This window comes from Mucilaginibacter sp. Bleaf8 (genome assembly GCF_018390515.1).
GTDB lineage: Bacteria > Bacteroidota > Bacteroidia > Sphingobacteriales > Sphingobacteriaceae > Mucilaginibacter.
In genome coordinates this window covers 427,469-448,239 of the sequence record NZ_JAHBBK010000003.1, presented here as the reverse complement: position 1 = coordinate 448,239, position 20,771 = coordinate 427,469, and the positions used below count along the sequence as shown (strand labels likewise).

Sequence of the window (20,771 nt, the reverse complement as noted above, 5' to 3'; positions counted from 1 at the left end):
TAATAAAAAAGGTCATCTCTAACAATAGTTGGAGATGACCTTTTTTGTTTTATAGACCTGTAAATCAAAAGCCCTCCCTACCGGGGAGGGTTGGGTGGGGCCCTAACCTTTTAATTCCGTTAACTCCATCCACCGCATGGTTTTCTCGTCCAGGGTATTGTTCAGCGTTTCAATTTCGGTAGAGATATTGATGATCTGCTGATGGTCGGTCAGTGTATTCAACTGGTCGGTAAGGCCTTTGATTTTCACTTCCAGCTGGGCAATTTCAGCTTCGGTTGTTTCCAGTTCCTTTTGTTCTTTAAAGGATAACTTGCTTTTTTTGGGCGCTGCCGGTGCCGCTTGAACAGGTGCCGGTGCGGCTGCTTTTTGCTTGGCAGCCTGTTTGGCCTCTTCCTGCTCTATACGCCATGAAGAGTAGTTACCGTTATAAACGTCTACATCACCGTTCCCGGCTACTATAAACAGTTGTTCGGTTAGCTTATCAAGCAAATAACGATCGTGCGATACCATCAGCAAAATGCCGGTGTAGCTTAATAAAAATTCTTCTAGCACATTCAGCGTGTCAATGTCCAGGTCGTTGGTAGGCTCATCCAGTATCAGAAAGTTCGGGTTCTTCATCAGGATATTAAGCAGGTGCAGGCGTTTCTTTTCGCCCCCGCTCAAATCGCGGATAAAGCCGTACTGCCGTGCCGGCGGGAATAGGAACAGCGTAAGCAACTGCGCGGCCGAAATGGTCTTACCATCGGCCATAGTAATATACTCGGCTACGTTTTTCACCACGTCAATCACCCGCTCATCATCCTTAAAGGTAATGCCCGACTGGTTGAAGTAACCGATCACCGTTGTTTCCCCTTTTTCAATCACGCCGCTATCGGGCTGCAACAGGCCTGTAAAAATATTAAGCAAGGTTGATTTGCCGCTGCCGTTTTTACCGGCAATACCTATGCGGTCGCCTTTTTTAAATACATAGCTAAAATCCTGGATCACCTGCCTATCGTTAAACTTTTTGCCAATGTGGTGAACCTCCATAATTTTACCGCCCTGGCGTGCAGTTTTCACGCTCAGTTCCACTTTGGCATTGGGGCCCGCATTTTTGGTTTTCTCTTCCAGTTCATAAAAGGCATCAATACGCGATTTGGATTTGGTACCGCGGGCTTGGGGCTGGCGGCGCATCCACTCTAACTCCTTTTTAAGCAAATTGGAGTTTTTTTGAAACTGCGCCTCGTTATTGGCCTCGCGCTCGGCTTTACGCTCCAGATAGTACTGGTAGTTGCCACTGTAAGAAAATATTTTGCCGCGTTCTATCTCAATAATCTCGTTGCACACATTGTCCAGAAAATAACGGTCGTGCGTAACCATCAGGATGGTTTTAGCGCCTTCGGTCAGCAATTTCTCCAGCCACTCAATGGTGTCAATATCCAGGTGGTTGGTAGGCTCATCCAGCACATACACATCCGGATCCTCGATCAGCAGTTTGGCCAGCGCCAAACGCTTTTTTTGCCCGCCCGATAGGGTGTCGATGCGCTGCTGCAGGTTGTGGATATCCAACCGGCCCAAAATGTTCTTGATCTTGTACTCGTACTCCCAGGCATTAATGGCGCTTAGCTCTTCAGTAACCTTTTCAATGGCCTTTTCATTATTGGGATCATTTTCCAGCAGTTGCTCGTACTTTAAAATCAGCTGTTGCTGTACGTTATCTTTATGAAAGATGTAATCGCTTATGGTGTGCCCTTTTTCAAAGGCCGGATCCTGCTCCAGGTAACCGGGGCGCAAATCGCGGGCCGATACTACCTTACCCTCCGTAGGCATAATTTTGCCCGAAAGCAGTTTTAACAAGGTGGATTTGCCGGCGCCGTTAACGCCCACCAGCGCCACCCGCCTGCCGCGGTTAATACCGATGGTAAGGTTACGGAATAGCCAGTGGTCATGAAAAGAATGACCTAAATTTTCTGCTGATAAATAAGTGCTCACGCTAATTGTTTAATATGATCAGAAGGATGAATAAACAAGCCTTCGTCGGTGTTTAATGATTGTTTGTACATGGCCCGGGCCACTGTGGCAGCCGGTATGCTCCGGTATTTTTTAAGGCCGCCTAACAACAGTGGGTTAAGCCCCTTCATCAGTACGGTGGCAATACGCTCGCCCAGCCTGTGCTCTTTACGGTTGCCCGTTAAAAGCGATGGCTGGTAAATGTGTACGGACTTTATACCCACCTTTGCTACATCGGCCCCCGTTTCGCCTTTCAGACGGGTATAAAAGTTGCCGGATTTAGGGTTAGCGCCTATAGCCGATATTAAATGATACTGCGGCACGTTGTTTTGCAACGCTATTTGCGCCAGCTGCACCGGGTAATCATGGTCTATCTTGTAGTACTGTTTTATATCGGGCGTTTTGGCGCGGGTAGATCCCAGGCAACAAAATACAGCATGCCCGTTAATGGCGTGTGCATGGTTTTGCAGCTGGTCAAAATCAATTACCAGTTGTACCAGTTTTTTGTGCTGTACGGGCAGCTCTTTGCGCACCAGCACCAGCACTTCGTCGTAAAAATTCTCGTGCAAAAGCAGCTGCAGTAATTCACTGCCTATCAATCCGCTTGCGCCTGCAATCACTGCTTTGTTTGCCATAGGGTTGCCTGTTAGTTACAAAGGTACACAATCTTAATTTTATGGTATCAAAGTTGCCTGTTTAAACGCATTATAAACATCTGTCCATGAAAACCGTTTTCCATCCGGCCCATCTGCGCGGAAACAACCGTACGGAATGGCTGAACGCCAATTTCTCGTTCAGCTTTGGGCCGTACTATAACCCGGAGCGTATACAATTTGGTGCACTCCGTGTATTGAACGACGACTTTATTGGTGCAGGTAAAGGTTTTGGCGCGCACCCGCACGATAATATGGAAATTATCACCATCGTGCTGCAAGGTGCGCTGGAACATAAAGACAATCTGGGCGGCGATGGCGTTATCCGCGCCGGCGAGGTACAGATTATTACTGCAGGCACGGGCGTAATGCATTCGGAGTTTAATCCGCAGCAAAACGAGGAAACCAACTCCCTGCAAATATGGGTTTACCCCAAAGTACTGAACGTGCCACCGGCCTACCAGCAAAAAAGCTTTACCGAAAGCTTTCGGCCCAATACACTTACCCCCTTGCTTTCGGCCGATGGCAGCAACGGTACGTTAAGGATAAACCAGGATGCCGTGTTTGCCATGGGCGAATTTGAAGCCGGGCAAAGCATCAACTACCAGCTGCAGGCGGCAGGCCATGGAGCCTACGTGTTTTTGCTTGAGGGTGAAGCCGAAATTGCGGGGCAGATGTTAAACAAAAGAGATGCACTCGGTGTTTATGATACAAGTTCATTTACCATTATAACCAAAGCGCATTCGCGTATACTCGTTATCGAGGTACCCATGTTATAAACCATTGCTATTTAGATAGAAATAGTTTTTGAACCTGTTAAATTAACACTTAGCCATCTAAGTTAAATAGATTATTATTTTATGGCAGATCAAGTTATCAGTTCCTCCGGTTGGAAAAAGTGGTTGGAGAGCGTTGGCGATCAAACTGTTTTCCTGAGCCGTTTTTTCAGAAATGTTTTCAGAGGGGGCTTCGAGTGGTCGGAGTTTGTGCGCCAGTGTTATGAAATTGGCTATCGTTCCCTTACGCTTGTGGGTATTACCTCTTTTATTATGGGCTTGGTGCTCATTTTACAATTAAGGCCTACGCTGGTTGAGTTTGGTGCCGAGAGCATGCTGCCGCATACGCTTTCGGTATCGGTTATCCGCGAAATTGGCCCGGTAATTACGGCCATTATTTGCGCCGGCAAAATAGCATCGAGTATTGGCGCGGAGCTGGGCAGTATGAAGGTTACCGAGCAAATCGATGCCATGGAGGTATCGGGCGCTAACCCGGTGCAGTACCTGGTGGTAACCCGTATTTTGGCTACCAGCTTTATGGTACCGCTGCTGGCGATGCTGGGTGATGTTATCTCGCTGTTTGGCGGCTACTTTGCGCTTAATTTTACTGATGACATTAGCTTCACCCTGTACTTTACCAAATGCGTAGCTGCGCTCGATTTTACCGATTATATGCCGGCCCTTATCAAAACCATATTTTTTGGTTTTGCCATTGGCTTTGTAGGCTGCTACAAAGGCTATACATCCGATAAAGGAACCGAGAGCGTGGGTATTGCTGCTAACTCGGCCGTGGTTACCGCCTCGTTGTGGATTTTCTTTATTGATATGATGGCCGTACAAATCACCAACCTTTTATACTATTAATATGGCAGACACAGTAGCACAGCAACCCATCAGGCGAAAAGCTGCCGACCAGTCTGACCGTACCGACGAAACGGTGATCGAAATAAAAGGCCTGAAAAAAGCCTTCGGCAATAAAGAAGTATTAAAAAACATCAACCTCACTTTAAAACGCGGCGAAAACATTGTAGTGCTTGGGCGCTCCGGGCAGGGTAAATCGGTTACCATACAATGTATTGTGGGCCTGCTAACGCCCGACGAAGGCTCGGTAAAGGTATTTGGCCAGGAGGTAGCTGAGCTTAACAATGAGCAACTGAAAGACCTTCGCACTAAAGTAGGCTTCCTGTTCCAGAGCGGGGCTTTGTATGATTCCATGACCGTTCGCGAAAATATGGAGTTTGCCCTTACCCGCGTTTTAAAAATTAAAGACCAGGCCGAACTGGACAGCCGCGTTATGGAGGTACTGGAAGGCGTAGGCCTGCCCGAGGCAGCCGACAAAATGCCGTCCGACCTATCGGGTGGTATGCGTAAGCGTGTTGGCTTGGCCCGCACCTTGATTGTAAAGCCCGAAATAATGCTGTACGATGAGCCAACCACCGGTTTGGACCCCATCACTTCGCGCGAGATCAGCGAGCTGATTTTGGAGATGCAGAAAAAATTTAAAACCTCCTCCATCATCATTACGCACGATATGGATTGCGCCCGCATCACGTCAGACCGGGTGGTAATTATGAGCGAGGGCGAGTATGTGGCCGAGGGTACTTTTGACGAGCTGCAGCAATCAGACAATGAATTTGTAAAATCCTACTTTTTAGATACCAAATGAAAACAACATCTTCACAAAAAATAAAAATCGGCCTGTTTGTGGTGGCAGGCCTGGTTGTGGTGTTCCTGGGGATATTTCTTATCGGGAGCCAAAAAAGCCTCTTCAACTCTACCTTCAACGTTTATGGTGTTTTTAAAAACGTAAACGGCCTGATGGTGGGCAACAATGTACGCTTTGCGGGTATCAACGTAGGCGTGGTAGAGGGCATCAACATCGTATCGGACAGTACCGTACGGGTTGACCTTACGCTGAACGATAATGTGCGCAAATTCGTAAAAAAAGATGCCAAAATGAGCATTGGCAGCGATGGCCTAATGGGCGACAAGCTGGTGGTAATTAGTCCGGGTGGCAGCAGCAGCAACCAGATTGTGGAAAGCGGCGAAAAGCTGACCGTGGTAAATCCGCTGGATGTGGACAAGATTATCAACAAGCTGACCAAGGTGGCCGACAATGCCGAATCGCTAACCAGCAACCTGACCGATATTGTGCGCGATATTAACCAGGGCAAAGGCTCATTGGGCAAGTTGCTGCGTAACGATAAAATAGCTAGAGATTTGGCCACTACCGTATCATCAGCCAAAACCACCATCCGCAACGCTAACAGAACTACCGTTACCCTGAACGAGGATTTAAAAGCGGCCCAGCACAACTTTTTGCTGCGTGGTTTCTTTAAAAAGAAAGAGAAGGAAAAACAACGCAAGATTGATTCGGCCCGCAAGGCACAGGAAAAACTGGAAAAGGCTAAAAAGAAGCAGGAAGATTAATAGGTTGAAAAGGCGATTGTTAAGGCAATCGCCTTTTTTGTTTTGAATGGGATTAATTCTATGCTGAACAGAATAAAGTAGTATACAGACTGTACTGTAAACTTTGAACTAATCATTAAACCACATAACCTCTGGTACAAATTTTCTTTTAGAGATATTTTTATTTAGATATTAATTAATATTCTATACATTTACTTATTGTAAATTTTAAATATGAAAAAAAACCTATTACTTATCTATCCGGCTTTAGCTTTAAGCTTATTTTTTGCAAACTGTAAAAAGGACTCTGCAGAGAAGATGCAGGGAAGTGAAATTATTACCGCCACAAAAGCAGGTGAGTATCAGAAAACGTTTGCTCAGATTTTGGCTAAGGCTGTTAATTCAGACCCAGCACTAAGGAAATTCTTAAAAGAAGAAAGCTTGAAACAGTTTGACAAAGACAATGATATCCTTTATCAGGTTGTTAAAAATGTCAGAGTGAATAATGCAGCTACCTTTCATGAAAGGTTAATGAAATATGCAGCTTCAGAGCAGCAATTAATTGACATAGAAAACGAATTACCCTTATTGACCATCTTTGTGCCAACTCTGCCTAACTTTTCACCAAATACATGGAATGCAGAAACAGAGGTCCCCATGGTAGCAAACTCCGTATCAGGAAATGCTACGGTGTCCATTTATGATGCTAACAACGAAGAAATTAAGTTCAAACCTAGTCAAATACCAGGCTTTCCTGTTTTGGTCATCAAACAGAATGAAAGAGTTGTAGTAAAAAACACAGTAGAGAATACTGCTTCTTCAAGCACAAAGAACACTATGTCGACCTCTTCTACTTCTGGAAATATAATAAACACAGGGAAGTATTCATTAAGCTTCGCCAATGAAGCATTCAATGGCTTAAACCAAAGCAGTAATGACTCAAAATATGGCGCTTTATACTATACCACAGGGGTGGCAATTGATCCAATTAATATTCAAGCTTATAATACTGGAAATGAATGGCAGCGTGATTATATATATTATGGTCTTTCCTCAAGCGTAGGAAAAGGTGAATTTAACAATGCTTATAGTGAATTTTTAACCTATTTTAAGTTATCCCCGGATGCACTAGGCATAATAGCTGATCAGGACGATCCAAAAGCGAACTCTTTTTATGCAACAAGTCCTGAATGGGAAATAGACGGTAATCCTATGCCGCTAACAATGTGGACAGAAGGAAAGTTTGAATTCCATATAACAATTTTAATAAATTCGAAAAATGGTGTTGGAAGTGAGCTAGTAAAAGTTTTATCTGTGAATCCACGTGATTTATATGATTTAACCTATCAACAAGTACTAGAAAACAAATTTACTCGCAGTAAAGTATATCAACTAACCAGTATAGTACCAAAAGAATACCATCCTAACATAGAATTAATTCCTTGGGACTTGCAAAATTATGGAACTGCTTGGAAGTTCATTGTATATGAAAAGGATAATGCTCAAGAGGTAACTCAATCATACGAAAATACAACTACTTATGCCGCTAACTTCTCTATTGAAGGCACTATAAAAAAAGTAGGCTTAAAGTTTGGTGCAAGTGCAACAACAACAAGTAAAACATCCTATTCTATTAAAACGACATTAAATTCAGATTTCCTTGGTGAAACTATAGTTACTTTTGACCAACCAGTAATTACAGGCTCCAATGGAAGTGGATACAATGTGCGTGAATATACAACAGGCAACTTACTTACGTTAGGAATAGAACCAAAGAGAACTCGACAGTAAAATAAAAGAAGGCGCTTTTTAAGCGCCTTCTTTTATTTTATAACTAATTGGCATTCCAAATCGCAATGTTTCAGACTTGAATTACAAACAAATATTGAACGCAGGCCCTAGTCTAACAAAAACATAACAACTAAACTTAACCCAACAATCACACTGGCTTTATATCCCGTACATCTTACACTGTTAGTTTAGAGCGAAATAGATAAGCCTAAACATGGATAGAGAGAAAGTATTGAATAAGTTAAGCCGTCGTCACTTCATCCGCAACTCGGTTATTGCAGCATCGGGTGCGGTGCTGCTGCCATCGGCACTTACCAGCTGTAAAAAGGATAAAGACGGCAATGAGGTTTTTGAAGGACAGGGATTTAATGAAGGTGTAGCCAGCTTTGACCCTTCGCAGGATCGCGTAATTCTGTGGACCCGCTATACACCGGCTGCACAAGAAACCGGCAAACCTACCATTATACTGGATGTTGCTCGGGATAAAGACTTTAAAAACGTGGTAGCCAGTCAGTCGGTTGAGGTGGATAGCAACAGCGATAATACTGTGCATGTAGATGTAAGCAAACTTACCTCCAACACTAAATATTACTACCGTTTCCGCAGCGAAAAAACACAGGCCGTATCCGTAACCGGCGAAACCAAGACCCTGCCTGCGGCCGGGGAAGCTGCACAGGTAAAAATGGCCGTAGTATCTTGCGCCAACTTTCAGGCCGGGTTGTTTAACGTATATGGTGCCGTTGCCGAATCGGACGCGGACTTTGTGGTGCACCTGGGCGATTATATTTACGAGTACCAGGCGGGCGGTTATGGCACCAATGCCGATACCGCTACCCTTAAACGTGAACACAAGCCAGCCGGTGAAATAATTAAGCTGGATGATTATCGCCAGCGCTACCGCCAGTACCGCAGCGATGAGCAACTGCAAAAGGCCCACCAGCTAAAGCCTTTCATCTGCGTGTGGGACGACCATGAGGTAGCCAACGATGCCTATAAAGACGGCGCGGAAAACCACCAGCCCAACGAAGGCGATTACACTACCCGCAAGCTGAGTGCCATACAGGTATGGCATGAGTACCTACCCGCCCGTGTGCAGGATAACGCCAAAATTTACCGCAATTTTGAGATTGCCGGTTTAGTGAACCTGGTAATGTTGGATACCCGCATCATTGGGCGCGATAAGCAATTGAGCTATAACGACTACTTAACTCCAAGTGGCCTAAACACCACCAAGTTTTTGGCCGATTGGCAAAATCCGCAACGTACCATTTTAGGTACCGAGCAACGCAACTGGCTATCAACCCAACTGGGCAGCAGTACTGCCAAATGGCAGGTGCTGGGCAACCAGGTGCTGATGGGTAAAATGTTTATGCCAGCCGAATTGCTACTGCTGGTTGCCCAGATTGCAGGCGGTAATGCCGACCCGCAACTGTTAACGCAATACAACACCTTAGTTACGCAACTGGTTACCATTAAAGCACGCCTGTTGCAAAACGACCCTACACTTACCCCTACCGAAAAAGCCCGTGTACAAACCGTACTGCCATACAACCTGGATGCCTGGGATGGCTACCCAGCCGAGCGCGAAATGGTGTACGCTGCTGCTAACGGCAAAAAACTGATCTCGCTGGCAGGTGATACCCACAATGCCTGGTATGCCGACCTATCTACCAGCAATGGGCAAAAGGCTGGTGTAGAGTTTGCCACCGCATCGGTTACATCGCCGGGCTTTGAGGCCATTTTTGGCAGCAACCCGCAAACCGTAGCCGGCTTTGAGCAAGCCAACGCCCTGCTGATTGACGACCTGCAATACATGGATGCCACCCGCCGCGGCTACATAATGGCCACCTTCAGCGCCAGCGAAGCCAAATCAGAATGGCGCTATGTAAATACCATTGCCAGCAAAAACACCGCAACGGTAACCAGCAAAACGGTTACAGTGTCTTAACAGTATTAGATGAAAAACAAAAGGCGCTTTGTGTAAAAGCGCCTTTTGTGTGTTTTATACAGCGTTTAGATATAGTCTTAAAAGGGGGACGGTGGTAAGAGCTAAATTACTCCACGTTTTTCAGGCTTATTCCTAAACTGGTTTTCCATTCAATAGGGCCGCTTGCAGATCTACCAAAAACCATGGCAGCAGCTCTTGAGGATGATGTGAAAATATAAGTCTTTGTTAGTTTATAGAATTTGCCATCTAAAACCAGAGACCCATCATCTATCATTTTATTCTTTTCACTTCTTAAACTTTCTGTAAGTGAAGAATGGTTAATCTGAGTAAATAAACTGTTTTTAAATACAGTAAAACCCTCGGTTGAGGGACTTCCAGATGCGGTTATTCCTTCCGTATTGGAACAGAATAATATCAATTCTTTGTCGCCTCTTTTGTCTAACGTTTCTTCAATATCTTCGAAAATTTTGTGCCCTAATGTTGAAGTTAACAATTTGATATTAGACAAGAATTCTTCTAACTCTGCTTGTTCTGCTTCCGACACACCGGAGAGTGCAGGTATATTACTATTATCTACTGAATATCTGCTTACCTTATTACTAATACCATGCAGACGATTTTCCAGAAACTTTATACTTGCTTTGTTTAGGTACTTGTCTTTACTTACAAATATGATTACCTCGTTCCAAAAATCTTTCTTTGTTAGGTGTTCCTTTATCCTCTTTATAACAGGCTCTCCCTCTCCAATATATGCAGCATCTTCGTTCTTTTCATTTTTGCCAAACAGGATGTATACACCAGGACTTTTGAATTCTTCTCGTGTTTCATAGTCTTTAACTTTGATACGAGGAATTTTAAAAGCCTTTCCAGTCCAATTGGACAATTCGGCTGTTATTAAGCCGTTTGTGTTACCCTCAACAAGAAAAAGACGAATGGTTTTACCAAATGACGCTGACATATCGGTAAAATTACTAAACATATGTCAAAGCATATTACATTGCAATCATCCCGAAAGATCACCAACGAAAAAGGCGCTTTAAAAGCGCCTTTTTCATATATCTTATAACTGACTGGTAAGTTCTGGTGAAAGTGGTTTTACCGTAGAGCGGTAGCGGTGAATAAGCTTGCCGTTTTCGTCGATCAGGAACTTTTCAAAGTTCCATTTGATTTCGCCGGTAAAATCGGGGTTGGCAGCTGTGGTCAGGTATTTGAACAGCGGACTGATATCGTCGCCTTTTACGCTTACCTTCTCGCTCAGCGGGAAAGTAACGCCAAAATTTTTCTGGCAAAACTGTTGTATTTCGGTGTTAGCGCCTGGTTCCTGTCCGCCAAAGTTGTTGGCCGGAAAGCCTATCACCACCAGTTTGTCTTTGTACTGGTCGGCCAGTTTTTGCAGTTCGGCGTATTGTGGTGTGAAGCCGCATTTGGAGGCTGTATTGACAATCAGCACCTTTTTACCTTTGTATTGGGCAAGGTTAAAATTTTTACCGTCGATCGTTTTCAGTTTAAACTCATAAACTGAGCCTGGCGCGGCAAAAAGCAGGGTGAGCATTAATGCAAGTATCTTCATATCCGGTTTGTGTTTGTTTATCAGCGAAGATAGCTAAACGTTTAATTATCAGAAACCTTTTTGCGTCAGGTAAAAGTCTTCTTTCTCGGTCATCAGCTGCTTATCAGCCGGCTTTTTATCCTTGTATCCCAGCAAATGCAAAATGCCGTGTATAATTACACGGTGCAGCTCTGTTTCGGGGCTTACCTGATATTTGCCGGCATTTTCCTGGGTGCGCTCTACCGATATAAAAATATCCCCGGTAATGCGCTTTTCGCGCTCCGAGTTATCAAACGTTACAATATCCGTATAGGTATCATGATTCAGGTACTGCTGATTGATTTGCAGCAGGTACGCATCCGAGCACAATATATAATTCAGCTCGTCCAGTTTATAGCCTTCGGCTGTAATGGTGTCTTTTACCCACCGTTTTAACTTCAGTTTATCTTTAAGCTGGTAGCTGGTATCTTCAGTAAAAAAATTAATTGCCCCCATTTACAGTTTAAAATGGAGTTCAACCTCATTGCCTTTGGCGTTAAATATGCACTGGTCGGCCAGGTGCTTTACAATAAACACACCTCTTCCGGTCAGCTTTTCTAAGTTTTCTTCGGCGGTTGGGTCGGGCAGTGCATTATAATCAAAGCCTTCGCCTTCGTCGGTAATCGTCCATATTGCGCGTTTGGGATCCACATCGGCGTTTACGATTACGGTTTTATCGGGGTTATTTTTGTTACCGTGTACAATGGCATTAATTACCACTTCATTCAGGCAGGTCATCATATTGGCAAACGTATCATCGCTTACCTGGTATTTAGCGGCTATATCTTCTATCAGATTTTCGAGTAAAACAATGCTTTCCTGCTTTGACGGAAGTTGCAGTGTAAACAGCTCTCCTGTCTGAACGTTGTCCTGTTGCATGCTATTTTGCATTTAGTTGATCAAAATAAATCTTTATCTTCTGTTTATAATATAAGTTCAGCGCAGCCGGTACGGTTTGTATCTGTTCGGTTTGCCGTGCCTTTTGCTGCTGATAGTTTTGCAAAGCCCTTATATATCCCGGCGGCACATCCTTGCCGGCCTGGCTTTGTCGCTGTTTATCTTCCTCCCTTTCTCTTTCTGCTCTCTCTGCTTCCAGCAAACGTGTTTGGATTTGCTGTTGCCTTTTTATCGCTTCATCGGTAACTCTCCTGTTTACGAGATCGTTTTCGGTTTGTTCCATTTGTTTAGATATTTTATCCAAATCACCTGATTTACCGATTGAATTTTTATTGTTTTGCCGGTTTATTTGCTGCAATTGCTGCCTGATAGCCTGTTGCTGCCGGGCCATGCGGGCAAACTGTTCGCTAAGGCTGCTACCCTGCTGGCCCTGCCCTTTGGCGCTTTGCCCCTGGTTACCCTGCCGCTGCATCTGATCACGCATTTTTTGCATGTTCTGGTTCAGTTGCTGTTGCATCTGGCTTAGCTGCTGTAATGATTGCTGCTGCTTGCCGCTCTTTCCCTTACCGCTGTTCATGGCGTTTTGCAAATGCTCCAGTGCTTCATTCAATAGCAGTGCCAAATTGTTCATAGACGTCATGGCATACTGCTGATTCCGGTTGGCTTCGGCCGTGCGCCTGTCGCCCAAGTTATCTAACGCTTTATTAATATAATCGTTTATACTGCTTACTTCTTTATTTACGGTGGCCTGTATTTGAGGCACCCGCCTGCTTAAAGCATATAACGTATCTTCTGCCGTTTTTAGGTTATCCTTTATATCTTTTTGCTTTTGCGCCATGGCTACATAGCCCGGATCGTTGCTACTCATGCCACGTAAACTCTGCATCACCTTTTCCTGCTCAAATGAGCTGGCTACTAAAACTTTTAATAGTTCGCGCAGCTGCCGTGCATCAACCTCTGTGTCACTCTCCTCGCCCTCCAGGCTGTCCTTTTTCATCTTTTGCGCCATTTGCTGCATGTTTTGGGCCGCTCGCTGCTGGGCTTGCGCCGCTTTGGAGCGGTTGTTTTTTTGCAGCTCGCTGCTGCTGCTGTTCATATCCTGCTCAACCTGCTGCTCTTCCTTCTCGGGCTTCTCAAAATTATTTTTACGCTCTAACTGCTCGTTGCTTTTGGCCAGCTCGTTCAGCGCCTTTTTTACATCCTGAAACTCCTGCTTTATTCCTTCCTGCTCTATTTGAAGCTGTTGTTGATTAACACCTTGTTTCTGAGTTTGTTCTGCCAGTTTTTGCTGTTTAATTGAAAGCTCATTCAGCTGGTTGATATGCTGGTTGAGCTTCTGTTCAAATTCCAGCTTTTTGTAAAGCTCCAGCATACGGTCAAGCTCTTTTTTGAGCGATTTGTTATCGTTCTGCATGCGCGAGAGCTCGTTGCGGGTACTTTCTTTCTGGTCGTTTTGCAACAGGTCCTGTAGTTTTTTTAACAGGTCTTGCGTTTCATCATCGAGCAGGTTCTTAAACAAATCTTCAATCTCTTTTTGCTTTTGCTGCAGCTCCTGGCTTTGCTGCTGATTTTCCTGACGATTATATAAGTTCTTCTTGTTTTCGTCCTGAATTTCTTTGACCAGATTGTTCAACTCCTCGCGCTTTTTCAGCAAATCTTCCACCTGCTTTTTTTCATCAAAGCTCAGGTTATTTTTATCAAGCAGCATGCGGTTCAGCTTCTGTGCTTCACGTTCCAGCTGGCCAGCCAGCTTCACGGCCGACTGCATTTTCTGCTTCACTGCCTGTGTACCAGCATTGAGCTGTTCGTTCACCTGTTTTTCGGTAGGCGCTTGCAATGTGCGCTCGGGTGTGCGTGCTCTTTTAGGCCCGGTAACGCCATCATTATCGGCTACCTCAAAGTAATAACTCACTTCATCACCGGGGGCTATGTTAAGCTCTTTCAGATCCCAGAAGTAAAAGAAAGACGATTGTGCCTGGGCCAGGCTGGCCTTAACCGCATGGCTGTAAGCCTTGCCTTTTGCTGAACCTTTGCGGTAATGAAAAGTAAGGGATGAAAAGCCATGATCATCACGAATATCGCCGGTAAAATACAGCGCCTTGCTGCTTACCGAATCCTGCTTTTCCTGTACGGTAATGGTTGGCAACTCATCGGCAATAACATTGATGTGGTAACTTGCCTCATCCCCAGGTACGCCTGTGACTGTAAGCGGCTGCAGGCTGTAGGTGGTATTTTTGTATATTTTTTCAGAATACTGGAAAGTGCCAGTACCAACGGCACTCAGCTGATGCTGCGTTTGGTTGCTGTTAAAGTTTACCTTGCCGGTATGTTGTGCATGCAGCTGCCAGGTTACGCCGGTACCAGCAGGTAAAGTTAAATCGCCTGCATTGCTTAACCGCTCATTTTTTTTATGCAGATAGGCGGGGTAATTTAAAACCACATCAAAATTAAGCAGCGCTGGCTTGAGGCTTACCTGTATTTGGTAAGGCGCCGAGATATAACCATTAGCCGTTAGCCTGAACGTAACATTTTGCTGCACATTACTGAATTGGTAATGAAAGCGGGTAAGGCTCTCTTTATCCAGCTTAAAGGTATTACTGCCGGTTTCGAGGTAAACATCGGCCGGCAGCTGGTCGCCTTCCAGTTTCAGGTTCAATTTTAAATCCTGCCCCTGGGTAACGGCCAGTGCGTTGTTAAGCACCACAAATTTAAACGGGGCAATCGGGGCAAAGTACTGGTTGTGATGAATAAGCCTGCGGGTGCTGCTTACCAGTATGGATGGCGCAATTAAACCAATCAAAATAATGATAATGGCAGGTGGTATAACCCATTTCAGGTAACGCGTGTTCTCTTGCAGGTTGATAGCAGAGGGGAAGCTTACCGGCCTGAGCTCGCTGATTTTTTGGTTGATGCTGGCTTCAATGAGGTGACGGTGCTGTACATTGCCATCAGCCAGTTTTTTGAGCTGCAGCGTATTGAGCAGCTTATCTTTCACATCGCCAAAATGACGGCCAATAATTTGGGCTGCTTCATCATGCGTGAGCGATTTGCCCAGCTTAAAATAAGCCAGCAGTGACGGCAATACCAGCCAGCTTAGTAATGCTAAATTAAGCACAATAAAAGCATAGAACAAAAATGTGCGCAAGCCGGTACCAAAGTTGCCATAATGCTCACCCAGCACCAAAATCAGATAGGCAGATAACAAACCGGCACCTAAAAAAATAAGGCCGCGCAGCAGGTTATTCAAATAATACCTGCGGATGAAGGTATTCACCTTTTCAATCAGCAAAGTATAGTTATCTGATGCCATATTTAATCACTAAAATAGTTAAATATAAAGTAAAACGAAAGCAAAGTGAAGCTTGGTATGGCAGGTAAACTATAGGTTAACAACCCATTAATGCCAAAATCGCATTGTATTAGCTATAAAGTAAGGCAAATAGCCGGTCATTTTGTGCAGAAAAATGTTACCAGCAATTTTAAAAATTACGTTAAAAAACGGGGTTGGGTTGATATTTAAATTTATATAGTCAAATCTCATTCAAGAGTAGAACATCAGGATTAAACACGTAAGTTTTAATAAAATCTATCAAAAAAGTTATTAAGCTTTTTACCATATTCAACAGGGCTTAACTGGTTCTCTCCAAAATCTCTGCCTCTTTTACCCATATTCACGGCAGCTAAAGGATTGCTGAGCAAACTTTGGATTGCGTCTGCCCATCCTTGTACATCGTCAGGAGCAATCATTTTTCCCAAGTCTTCCTCTTTTATAGGTGCATCAATGCCTGGATTTTCTGTAACCAATACAGGCTTACCGATAGCAAATGCATCCCATATGCTTGTCAGCCCTATTGTCTTATCTACCTTTTTCATTGGAATAGCTATTGCAAAAGCCTCTTTATATTTTTTTACTAAATCCATGTAGCTTATTGATGCACCGTTATCTGTTCCAACAAAAACCTTTACTCTGGGGTCGGTAACTTTAGGTGCGGTATCTTCCGAACAGTATATTTCGACTCTTAAATCCGGATCGTTTACCCGACGGACGCCTTCAATAAATGTATCATAATCCCGTAACGTTTTACCTGCTGCTACTATCAACTTTGGCTCTATGTTACCGTCAGTAACGATTTGATCATAAAATGCCGTATCTAAACACCAACCAACAATGACACTTTTGGACTTAATTTCCGGGAAATTTTTTACGGTTTCGTGGTACGCATAATTATTTAGAAAGAAAACCCCTTCAGCAGCGTTGAGTAATCGCCTGTCTGACTTTGAATAGGGTACAGGATGATGTATTAAAACTACTATTTTATGCCTTAAAAGGCCCCATGGTTTGGCACGGCCCGCAAGTTTATAGGCCCAATAGCTGCCAAAGTAGATATTGCTTACATTTCGTTTGCTCAATATGAGCTTTAGCTGAAAGAGTTTTTTAGGTGATAGTCTGAATCTACCTAAAACGTTGGTGCGTTTGCTTTCTTTAATCCAGGGTGAAAAGATCACCTCTTTACCTAACAACTGTACTTCATTCATTCCCCATAAATGATGCCCGGGATATTTACCAGCTTGCCATTGTACATAAGCTTTATCCATCGGATAATCATTAACAAATAATATTTTCGCCCCTTTCATAAAAATGCCTGCAATCAAATTAAAAACAAACGGCTATGATAGTAAAATCTAAAGAAAAACTTATTAGCAAAAGGGTTGAACTGCACTATTTCGAACTTTAACTCTTGTTGCATTGTTTTTAACCCTATCACTTTGAAAACCCATTTGCAGCTTGCTTAGTACCGCCTGACTTATAAGTACGTGAGTGGTGATGCTGGAAGGCTTTAATTGAGGCTGTAGTAGACAGCAAATGAATCGAGGCAATACCTATAGGCTTGAAAGAGCGGAGAGGATTGGTCAAGAGTTTATCTTACGCAATTGTAGTTAGGCTGTTAACGTGTCTTAGACTGATAAAGTTAGCTTATGCCAGTACAGTCAGAACAGAGGTGAATGTCTCTTCCTCTCCTAACTCCATGCTGCACATGGAGCCCAAACCCTGCTGTGAATACCAGGTATTTATGAACCTGGATTTTTATCTAACTTTGCTGCTTATATATTTTAGTTAGATACCTCATATATAGAACAAATGAAGATCAGGCGGGCGGCCCAATACATCAACAACTGGTCGGGTAGCGAAACACTGCTAAACGCGCAGCTAAAGTTGTTTACCTTGATGCTTGCTGCTAACGTTATAAAGGGAGGGTTATACCTTTATGACGCAATTTACCGGTTTGGCGGAGATGGAAGCGGCAGGGCAATCCGCCTGATGGTTTCCTCAGTCGTTATCATCTTTGTACTGCGCAAGTTTCCCAAAATCATTCACTGGGGCATTCACTATGCGGTATTGGCCACAATTGCCCACCTCTACTACCGGGCTTTTAATCAATCAATCGGTTTAGATGTGGTTACCCTGCAAGCGATCATTATGGTAATCATTTCAGCCTTTTACGGGCTGGGTAAAAAGTGGGGAACGGTTTATACCCTGGTTGCAGTTGCATCAACAATACTGGTTCATTATATATCTTTCCGCTTTACAAGTCTGCATCCATTGCCTGAGGGTTTAAACGACATTTATATTGCGATGAACTGGGGTGTGATCCTGCTTTCACACATCTACTTTCATGGCGTGTTGTACGGCAACCTGAGAGCCAGCAAAACACTCAGTTTGCAACTGGCCGAGGCAGCCCAGACTAAAACCAACTTTCTATCAACCATGTCACATGAGTTGCGTACACCGCTAAATTCTGTCATCGGCATAGCCGGACTGCTTATCAGCGATGAAGCTAATGCCAAGCAAAAAGAACAGCTGGACGTATTGAAGTTCTCAGCCGAGGGTCTTTTAACGCTGATTAATGACATACTTGACATCAATAAGCTGGATTCCGGCAAACTGGAACTTGAGTCCACGCCTTTCTCACTGGAACTGCTATTAAGCGGCATAGCCCGTGGAATGGAGTTCAAAGCGCATGAAAAGGGGCTGAAGTTCAAGTTCTTGATTGATAACAAGCTCAAAGGCAAAAGCTTTGAGGGAGACCCTGCCCGTTTGAGCCAGGTACTATATAACCTGGTAGGTAACGCGGTTAAGTTTACCGAACAAGGCGAGGTAAGCCTAAGCGCAGAAATACTTGACAATAACGCCTCTGAGTTTACCATTCGTTTCAAGGTACGTGATTCGGGAATAGGCATCTCAGAGGAACAACAAAAACTGGTATTTGAGCCTTTTCAGCAAGCTACAGCATCTACCACAAGAAAGTTTGGCGGTACGGGTTTAGGCCTGGCGATTGTTAAACAACTAGTAGAGATGTTTGGCAGTCAAATTAAGCTGGAAAGCAAGCTGGGCAGCGGAACAAGCTTTTACTTTGATTTACATTTACAGCAGGTTGAGCAAGAGCCTACGGATGCGAAAGATATAGCCGAGGTATCGGCAGAAAAAAGTTTGAGTAACCTGCGTATCTTGCTTGCCGAAGATAACATGATGAACATCTACTTTATGAAGCAGTTGTTTAAGCGCTGGAATATATCGGCTGATATTGCGGAGAATGGAGCAGAAGTATTAGAGCTACTGGAAAATAACGACTACGATGTAGTATTGATGGATATGCACATGCCTGTTATGGACGGAATGCAGGCCACAGAAAAAATAAGGCAGATGGCGGATATCGAGAAAGCTAATATTCATATCATTGCCCTTACGGCTTCGGTTTCTGACCAGATACAAAAACGGGTAGTGAGTTGCGGCATGAATGATTACCTGCATAAGCCTTTTCAATTGGAGGAGCTAAGAGAAAAGTTAGAGAACAGGTTGCAGCCAGCTTAGTAATAGAGATATTATGCAACAAATAAGCTTCTCATAAGCAAAGGTGTTGCTCCATGAAACCTTTCTCTGTTTATGGCCACATTGCACTAAAGCTCCATTACAACTAAAGTCAAGCGCTTGCCTTGCTCACCAGGGCTGTATGTGAATTAAGATTTACTTCGAATTGAAAGTTGCGGATAGGTAGTTACCAATTTAGTTTCTTAAGTCAGGCTTAACTTCCCCTGTAGAGAAGAAAGCTTCATAATCTTAATTTAAAAAGTAAAAGAATCGTTACACTTATAGCTACTGTAGCGTGCAAGAGCAAGTTTCCAAAAAAATCAATACAATAATGCTTTTTCCAGCAGGCAAAGTGATTTAATTTGTTTTGGGGGAATTAGAAACTATAGTTACCTGGACAATTCGCAAATGTAAAGTGAGAATGAATTAATTCTTTTGGATTTTATTTAACGCCTTTAGCTTTTAAAAGGTAAGATGTATAAATTCAACGCTCAAACATATATATCTTTAAATATAGACTTTGGTTTCAAACCCGAATAACTAACCATTTTAACGGATTACAAAACAGTATTAAAGAAATGATTAATCGCGTCTTACTTCTACTGATGACTTGCGGACTGCTACTGTTGAACAGCAAAGAGCCGTTAGAAGCCCAAGTGTTGCCCAAGCAAGACTGGTTGCAAAAGACGTATAATAATGTGGTAATTATAGATGATGATAAGGTAGCCAAATCAAGAGGTAGTTATTTAATAGACGTTCCCATACAAGAAAATGCCGATAGCTGCTATGTGTTCTTTGTAAATGCAAAAGTACCAGCCGAGCTGTTTATCAAGCAGGAAAGTTTTTATCCGGACATCAAAGAGTTCATTCTCATTATGCCTGATTGGAAGTTACATCAGAAAGTGGCGGAAAATGCTAAAAAAAGTGGAGTTACTTTGGAGCCGACTGTCACTAACAGGTATTACCGTATCAGAAGAAATGGTAATAGCGTACAGGCAGACAGCCTTCGTATATCTGATAACAGAAAACAGCCACACCTGAAATATGCTGCTCTTAAAACTAATAAAGACATGCTCAAATTTTACCTTGCGGAATCCTATGGGTCAGTATGTTGTCCCAGAGACCCGCAGTGGGAGCTCTTTGAAGAAGATGTTCCCTTTATGAAGGCTTTTGAAAAGAAGCATAAGGTTAACATTACCGAAACTTTTAGGCAAACTTACGGAAAAGAAGGGGAACACACGGTTTACTACACGTTACCTAAATTAACAACCAAGCAGCGATTAATATTTATTCTGGATAAGCGTTGGCAGTGGATTTTAAAAAAGAAAGAAAACATATTGCATTTAAACCGCAGATATTCACACCGCAGCTTGTACCATTTATAAGAACCGGATTTACAGCAATGCAAGCTACACCATACGGCAAATGATATCTTAAGAAAGCACAGATATAAGCAGAATTACCTGATGCCGCCTTTAATAAGGTAGCGGTACAAAGTAACCTTGTAACAGCCACAACTTAATCTGACAGTTGGTTAGTTTTACAAGTTGTCAAATGGGTTCTGGAATATAGCTTATTTTGTGCAAACTTGGCAGACACAGCCGATTAATGGTGTGCAGGGAATCTTGTTTTGGTAACATAACCATCACACTAAGCTTAATCAGCCTGGCGTTTAACACTTTCTTCTATATTGTCTAAGCTTGGCTCTCTTAGTTTGTAGCTCCAGAGACAGATTATCAAAATCGCTATAAACAACAATGGAATGACGAACGTCTTTGGTTCCATTATGAATAAGATATCTCTCTTTGAATGGAAAATCATGAACCAGGAATATATTAGTGCTACAACAGTC

At 43.5% G+C, this 20,771-nt stretch carries 16 protein-coding genes; 8 read left to right on the top strand and 8 right to left on the bottom strand.

Annotation, left to right across the window (positions count from 1 at the left end; all coding sequences use genetic code 11):
* Positions 1–102 precede the first annotated feature (102 nt).
* On the bottom strand, positions 103–1,971 hold the full coding sequence (locus tag KHS38_RS15450; RefSeq protein WP_213489444.1) for an ABC-F family ATP-binding cassette domain-containing protein: 1,869 nt from the start codon (positions 1,969–1,971) through the stop codon (positions 103–105).
* Positions 1,968–2,624, bottom strand: coding sequence for an NAD(P)H-binding protein (locus KHS38_RS15445; RefSeq protein WP_213489443.1), 657 nt, complete (start codon positions 2,622–2,624; stop codon positions 1,968–1,970). The genes KHS38_RS15450 and KHS38_RS15445 overlap by 4 nt, the downstream gene beginning before the upstream one ends.
* An 86-nt stretch (positions 2,625–2,710) precedes the next feature.
* On the opposite strand from KHS38_RS15445, the gene KHS38_RS15440 reads away from it, so the two are divergent.
* From KHS38_RS15440 to KHS38_RS15415, 6 genes are all read left to right on the top strand, one after another.
* On the top strand, positions 2,711–3,421 hold the full coding sequence (locus KHS38_RS15440) for a pirin family protein (protein WP_213489442.1): 711 nt from the start codon (positions 2,711–2,713) through the stop codon (positions 3,419–3,421).
* 81 nt (positions 3,422–3,502) lie between these two features.
* Positions 3,503–4,282 carry an MlaE family ABC transporter permease gene (locus KHS38_RS15435; protein ID WP_213489441.1) on the top strand — a complete coding sequence of 260 codons (780 nt, stop codon included), beginning with the start codon at positions 3,503–3,505 and terminating at the stop codon, positions 4,280–4,282.
* A gap of 1 nt (position 4,283) precedes the next feature.
* Positions 4,284–5,084, top strand: coding sequence for an ABC transporter ATP-binding protein (locus tag KHS38_RS15430; protein ID WP_213489440.1), 801 nt, complete (start codon positions 4,284–4,286; stop codon positions 5,082–5,084).
* Entirely contained in the window at positions 5,081–5,848 is a 768-nt protein-coding gene (locus KHS38_RS15425) for an MlaD family protein (protein ID WP_213489439.1), read from the top strand. Before KHS38_RS15430 ends, KHS38_RS15425 begins: the two co-directional genes overlap by 4 nt.
* A gap of 213 nt (positions 5,849–6,061) precedes the next feature.
* On the top strand, positions 6,062–7,618 hold the full coding sequence (locus KHS38_RS15420) for a hypothetical protein (RefSeq protein WP_213489438.1): 1,557 nt from the start codon (positions 6,062–6,064) through the stop codon (positions 7,616–7,618).
* Between the two features lie 214 nt (positions 7,619–7,832).
* Positions 7,833–9,566: an alkaline phosphatase D family protein gene (locus tag KHS38_RS15415; RefSeq protein WP_213489437.1), complete on the top strand. Its 1,734-nt coding sequence runs from the start codon at positions 7,833–7,835 to the stop codon at positions 9,564–9,566.
* Between the two features lie 106 nt (positions 9,567–9,672).
* Here KHS38_RS15415 and KHS38_RS15410 read toward each other — a convergent pair whose 3' ends face one another.
* The 6 genes from KHS38_RS15410 to KHS38_RS15385 all read right to left on the bottom strand — a co-directional run bounded on the left by KHS38_RS15410 (position 9,673) and on the right by KHS38_RS15385 (position 16,686).
* Complete coding sequence (locus KHS38_RS15410; RefSeq protein WP_213489436.1) at positions 9,673–10,524, bottom strand: GIY-YIG nuclease family protein; 852 nt, start codon at positions 10,522–10,524, stop codon at positions 9,673–9,675.
* A 102-nt stretch (positions 10,525–10,626) separates the two neighbouring features.
* Positions 10,627–11,136, bottom strand: coding sequence for a glutathione peroxidase (locus KHS38_RS15405; protein ID WP_213489435.1), 510 nt, complete (start codon positions 11,134–11,136; stop codon positions 10,627–10,629).
* Positions 11,137–11,184: 48 nt separating this feature from the next.
* The gene (ybeY, locus tag KHS38_RS15400; RefSeq protein ID WP_213489434.1) at positions 11,185–11,610 is read right to left on the bottom strand and encodes an rRNA maturation RNase YbeY; all 426 of its coding nucleotides are present in this window, start codon (positions 11,608–11,610) and stop codon (positions 11,185–11,187) included.
* On the bottom strand, positions 11,611–12,033 hold the full coding sequence (locus KHS38_RS15395) for an ATP-binding protein (RefSeq protein WP_213489433.1): 423 nt from the start codon (positions 12,031–12,033) through the stop codon (positions 11,611–11,613).
* A 1-nt stretch (position 12,034) separates the two neighbouring features.
* Positions 12,035–15,361: a coiled-coil domain-containing protein gene (locus tag KHS38_RS15390; protein ID WP_213489432.1), complete on the bottom strand. Its 3,327-nt coding sequence runs from the start codon at positions 15,359–15,361 to the stop codon at positions 12,035–12,037.
* Positions 15,362–15,627: 266 nt separating this feature from the next.
* Positions 15,628–16,686: a glycosyltransferase gene (locus KHS38_RS15385; protein ID WP_213489431.1), complete on the bottom strand. Its 1,059-nt coding sequence runs from the start codon at positions 16,684–16,686 to the stop codon at positions 15,628–15,630.
* 505 nt (positions 16,687–17,191) lie between these two features.
* Between KHS38_RS15385 and KHS38_RS15380 the strand changes: the two genes are divergently transcribed.
* A complete protein-coding gene (locus KHS38_RS15380; RefSeq protein WP_213489430.1) occupies positions 17,192–18,922 on the top strand; it encodes an ATP-binding protein in 1,731 nt (576 codons plus the stop codon).
* A 575-nt stretch (positions 18,923–19,497) separates the two neighbouring features.
* On the top strand, positions 19,498–20,304 hold the full coding sequence (locus KHS38_RS15375) for a hypothetical protein (protein ID WP_249665423.1): 807 nt from the start codon (positions 19,498–19,500) through the stop codon (positions 20,302–20,304).
* The last annotated feature ends 467 nt before the right edge of the window (positions 20,305–20,771 follow it).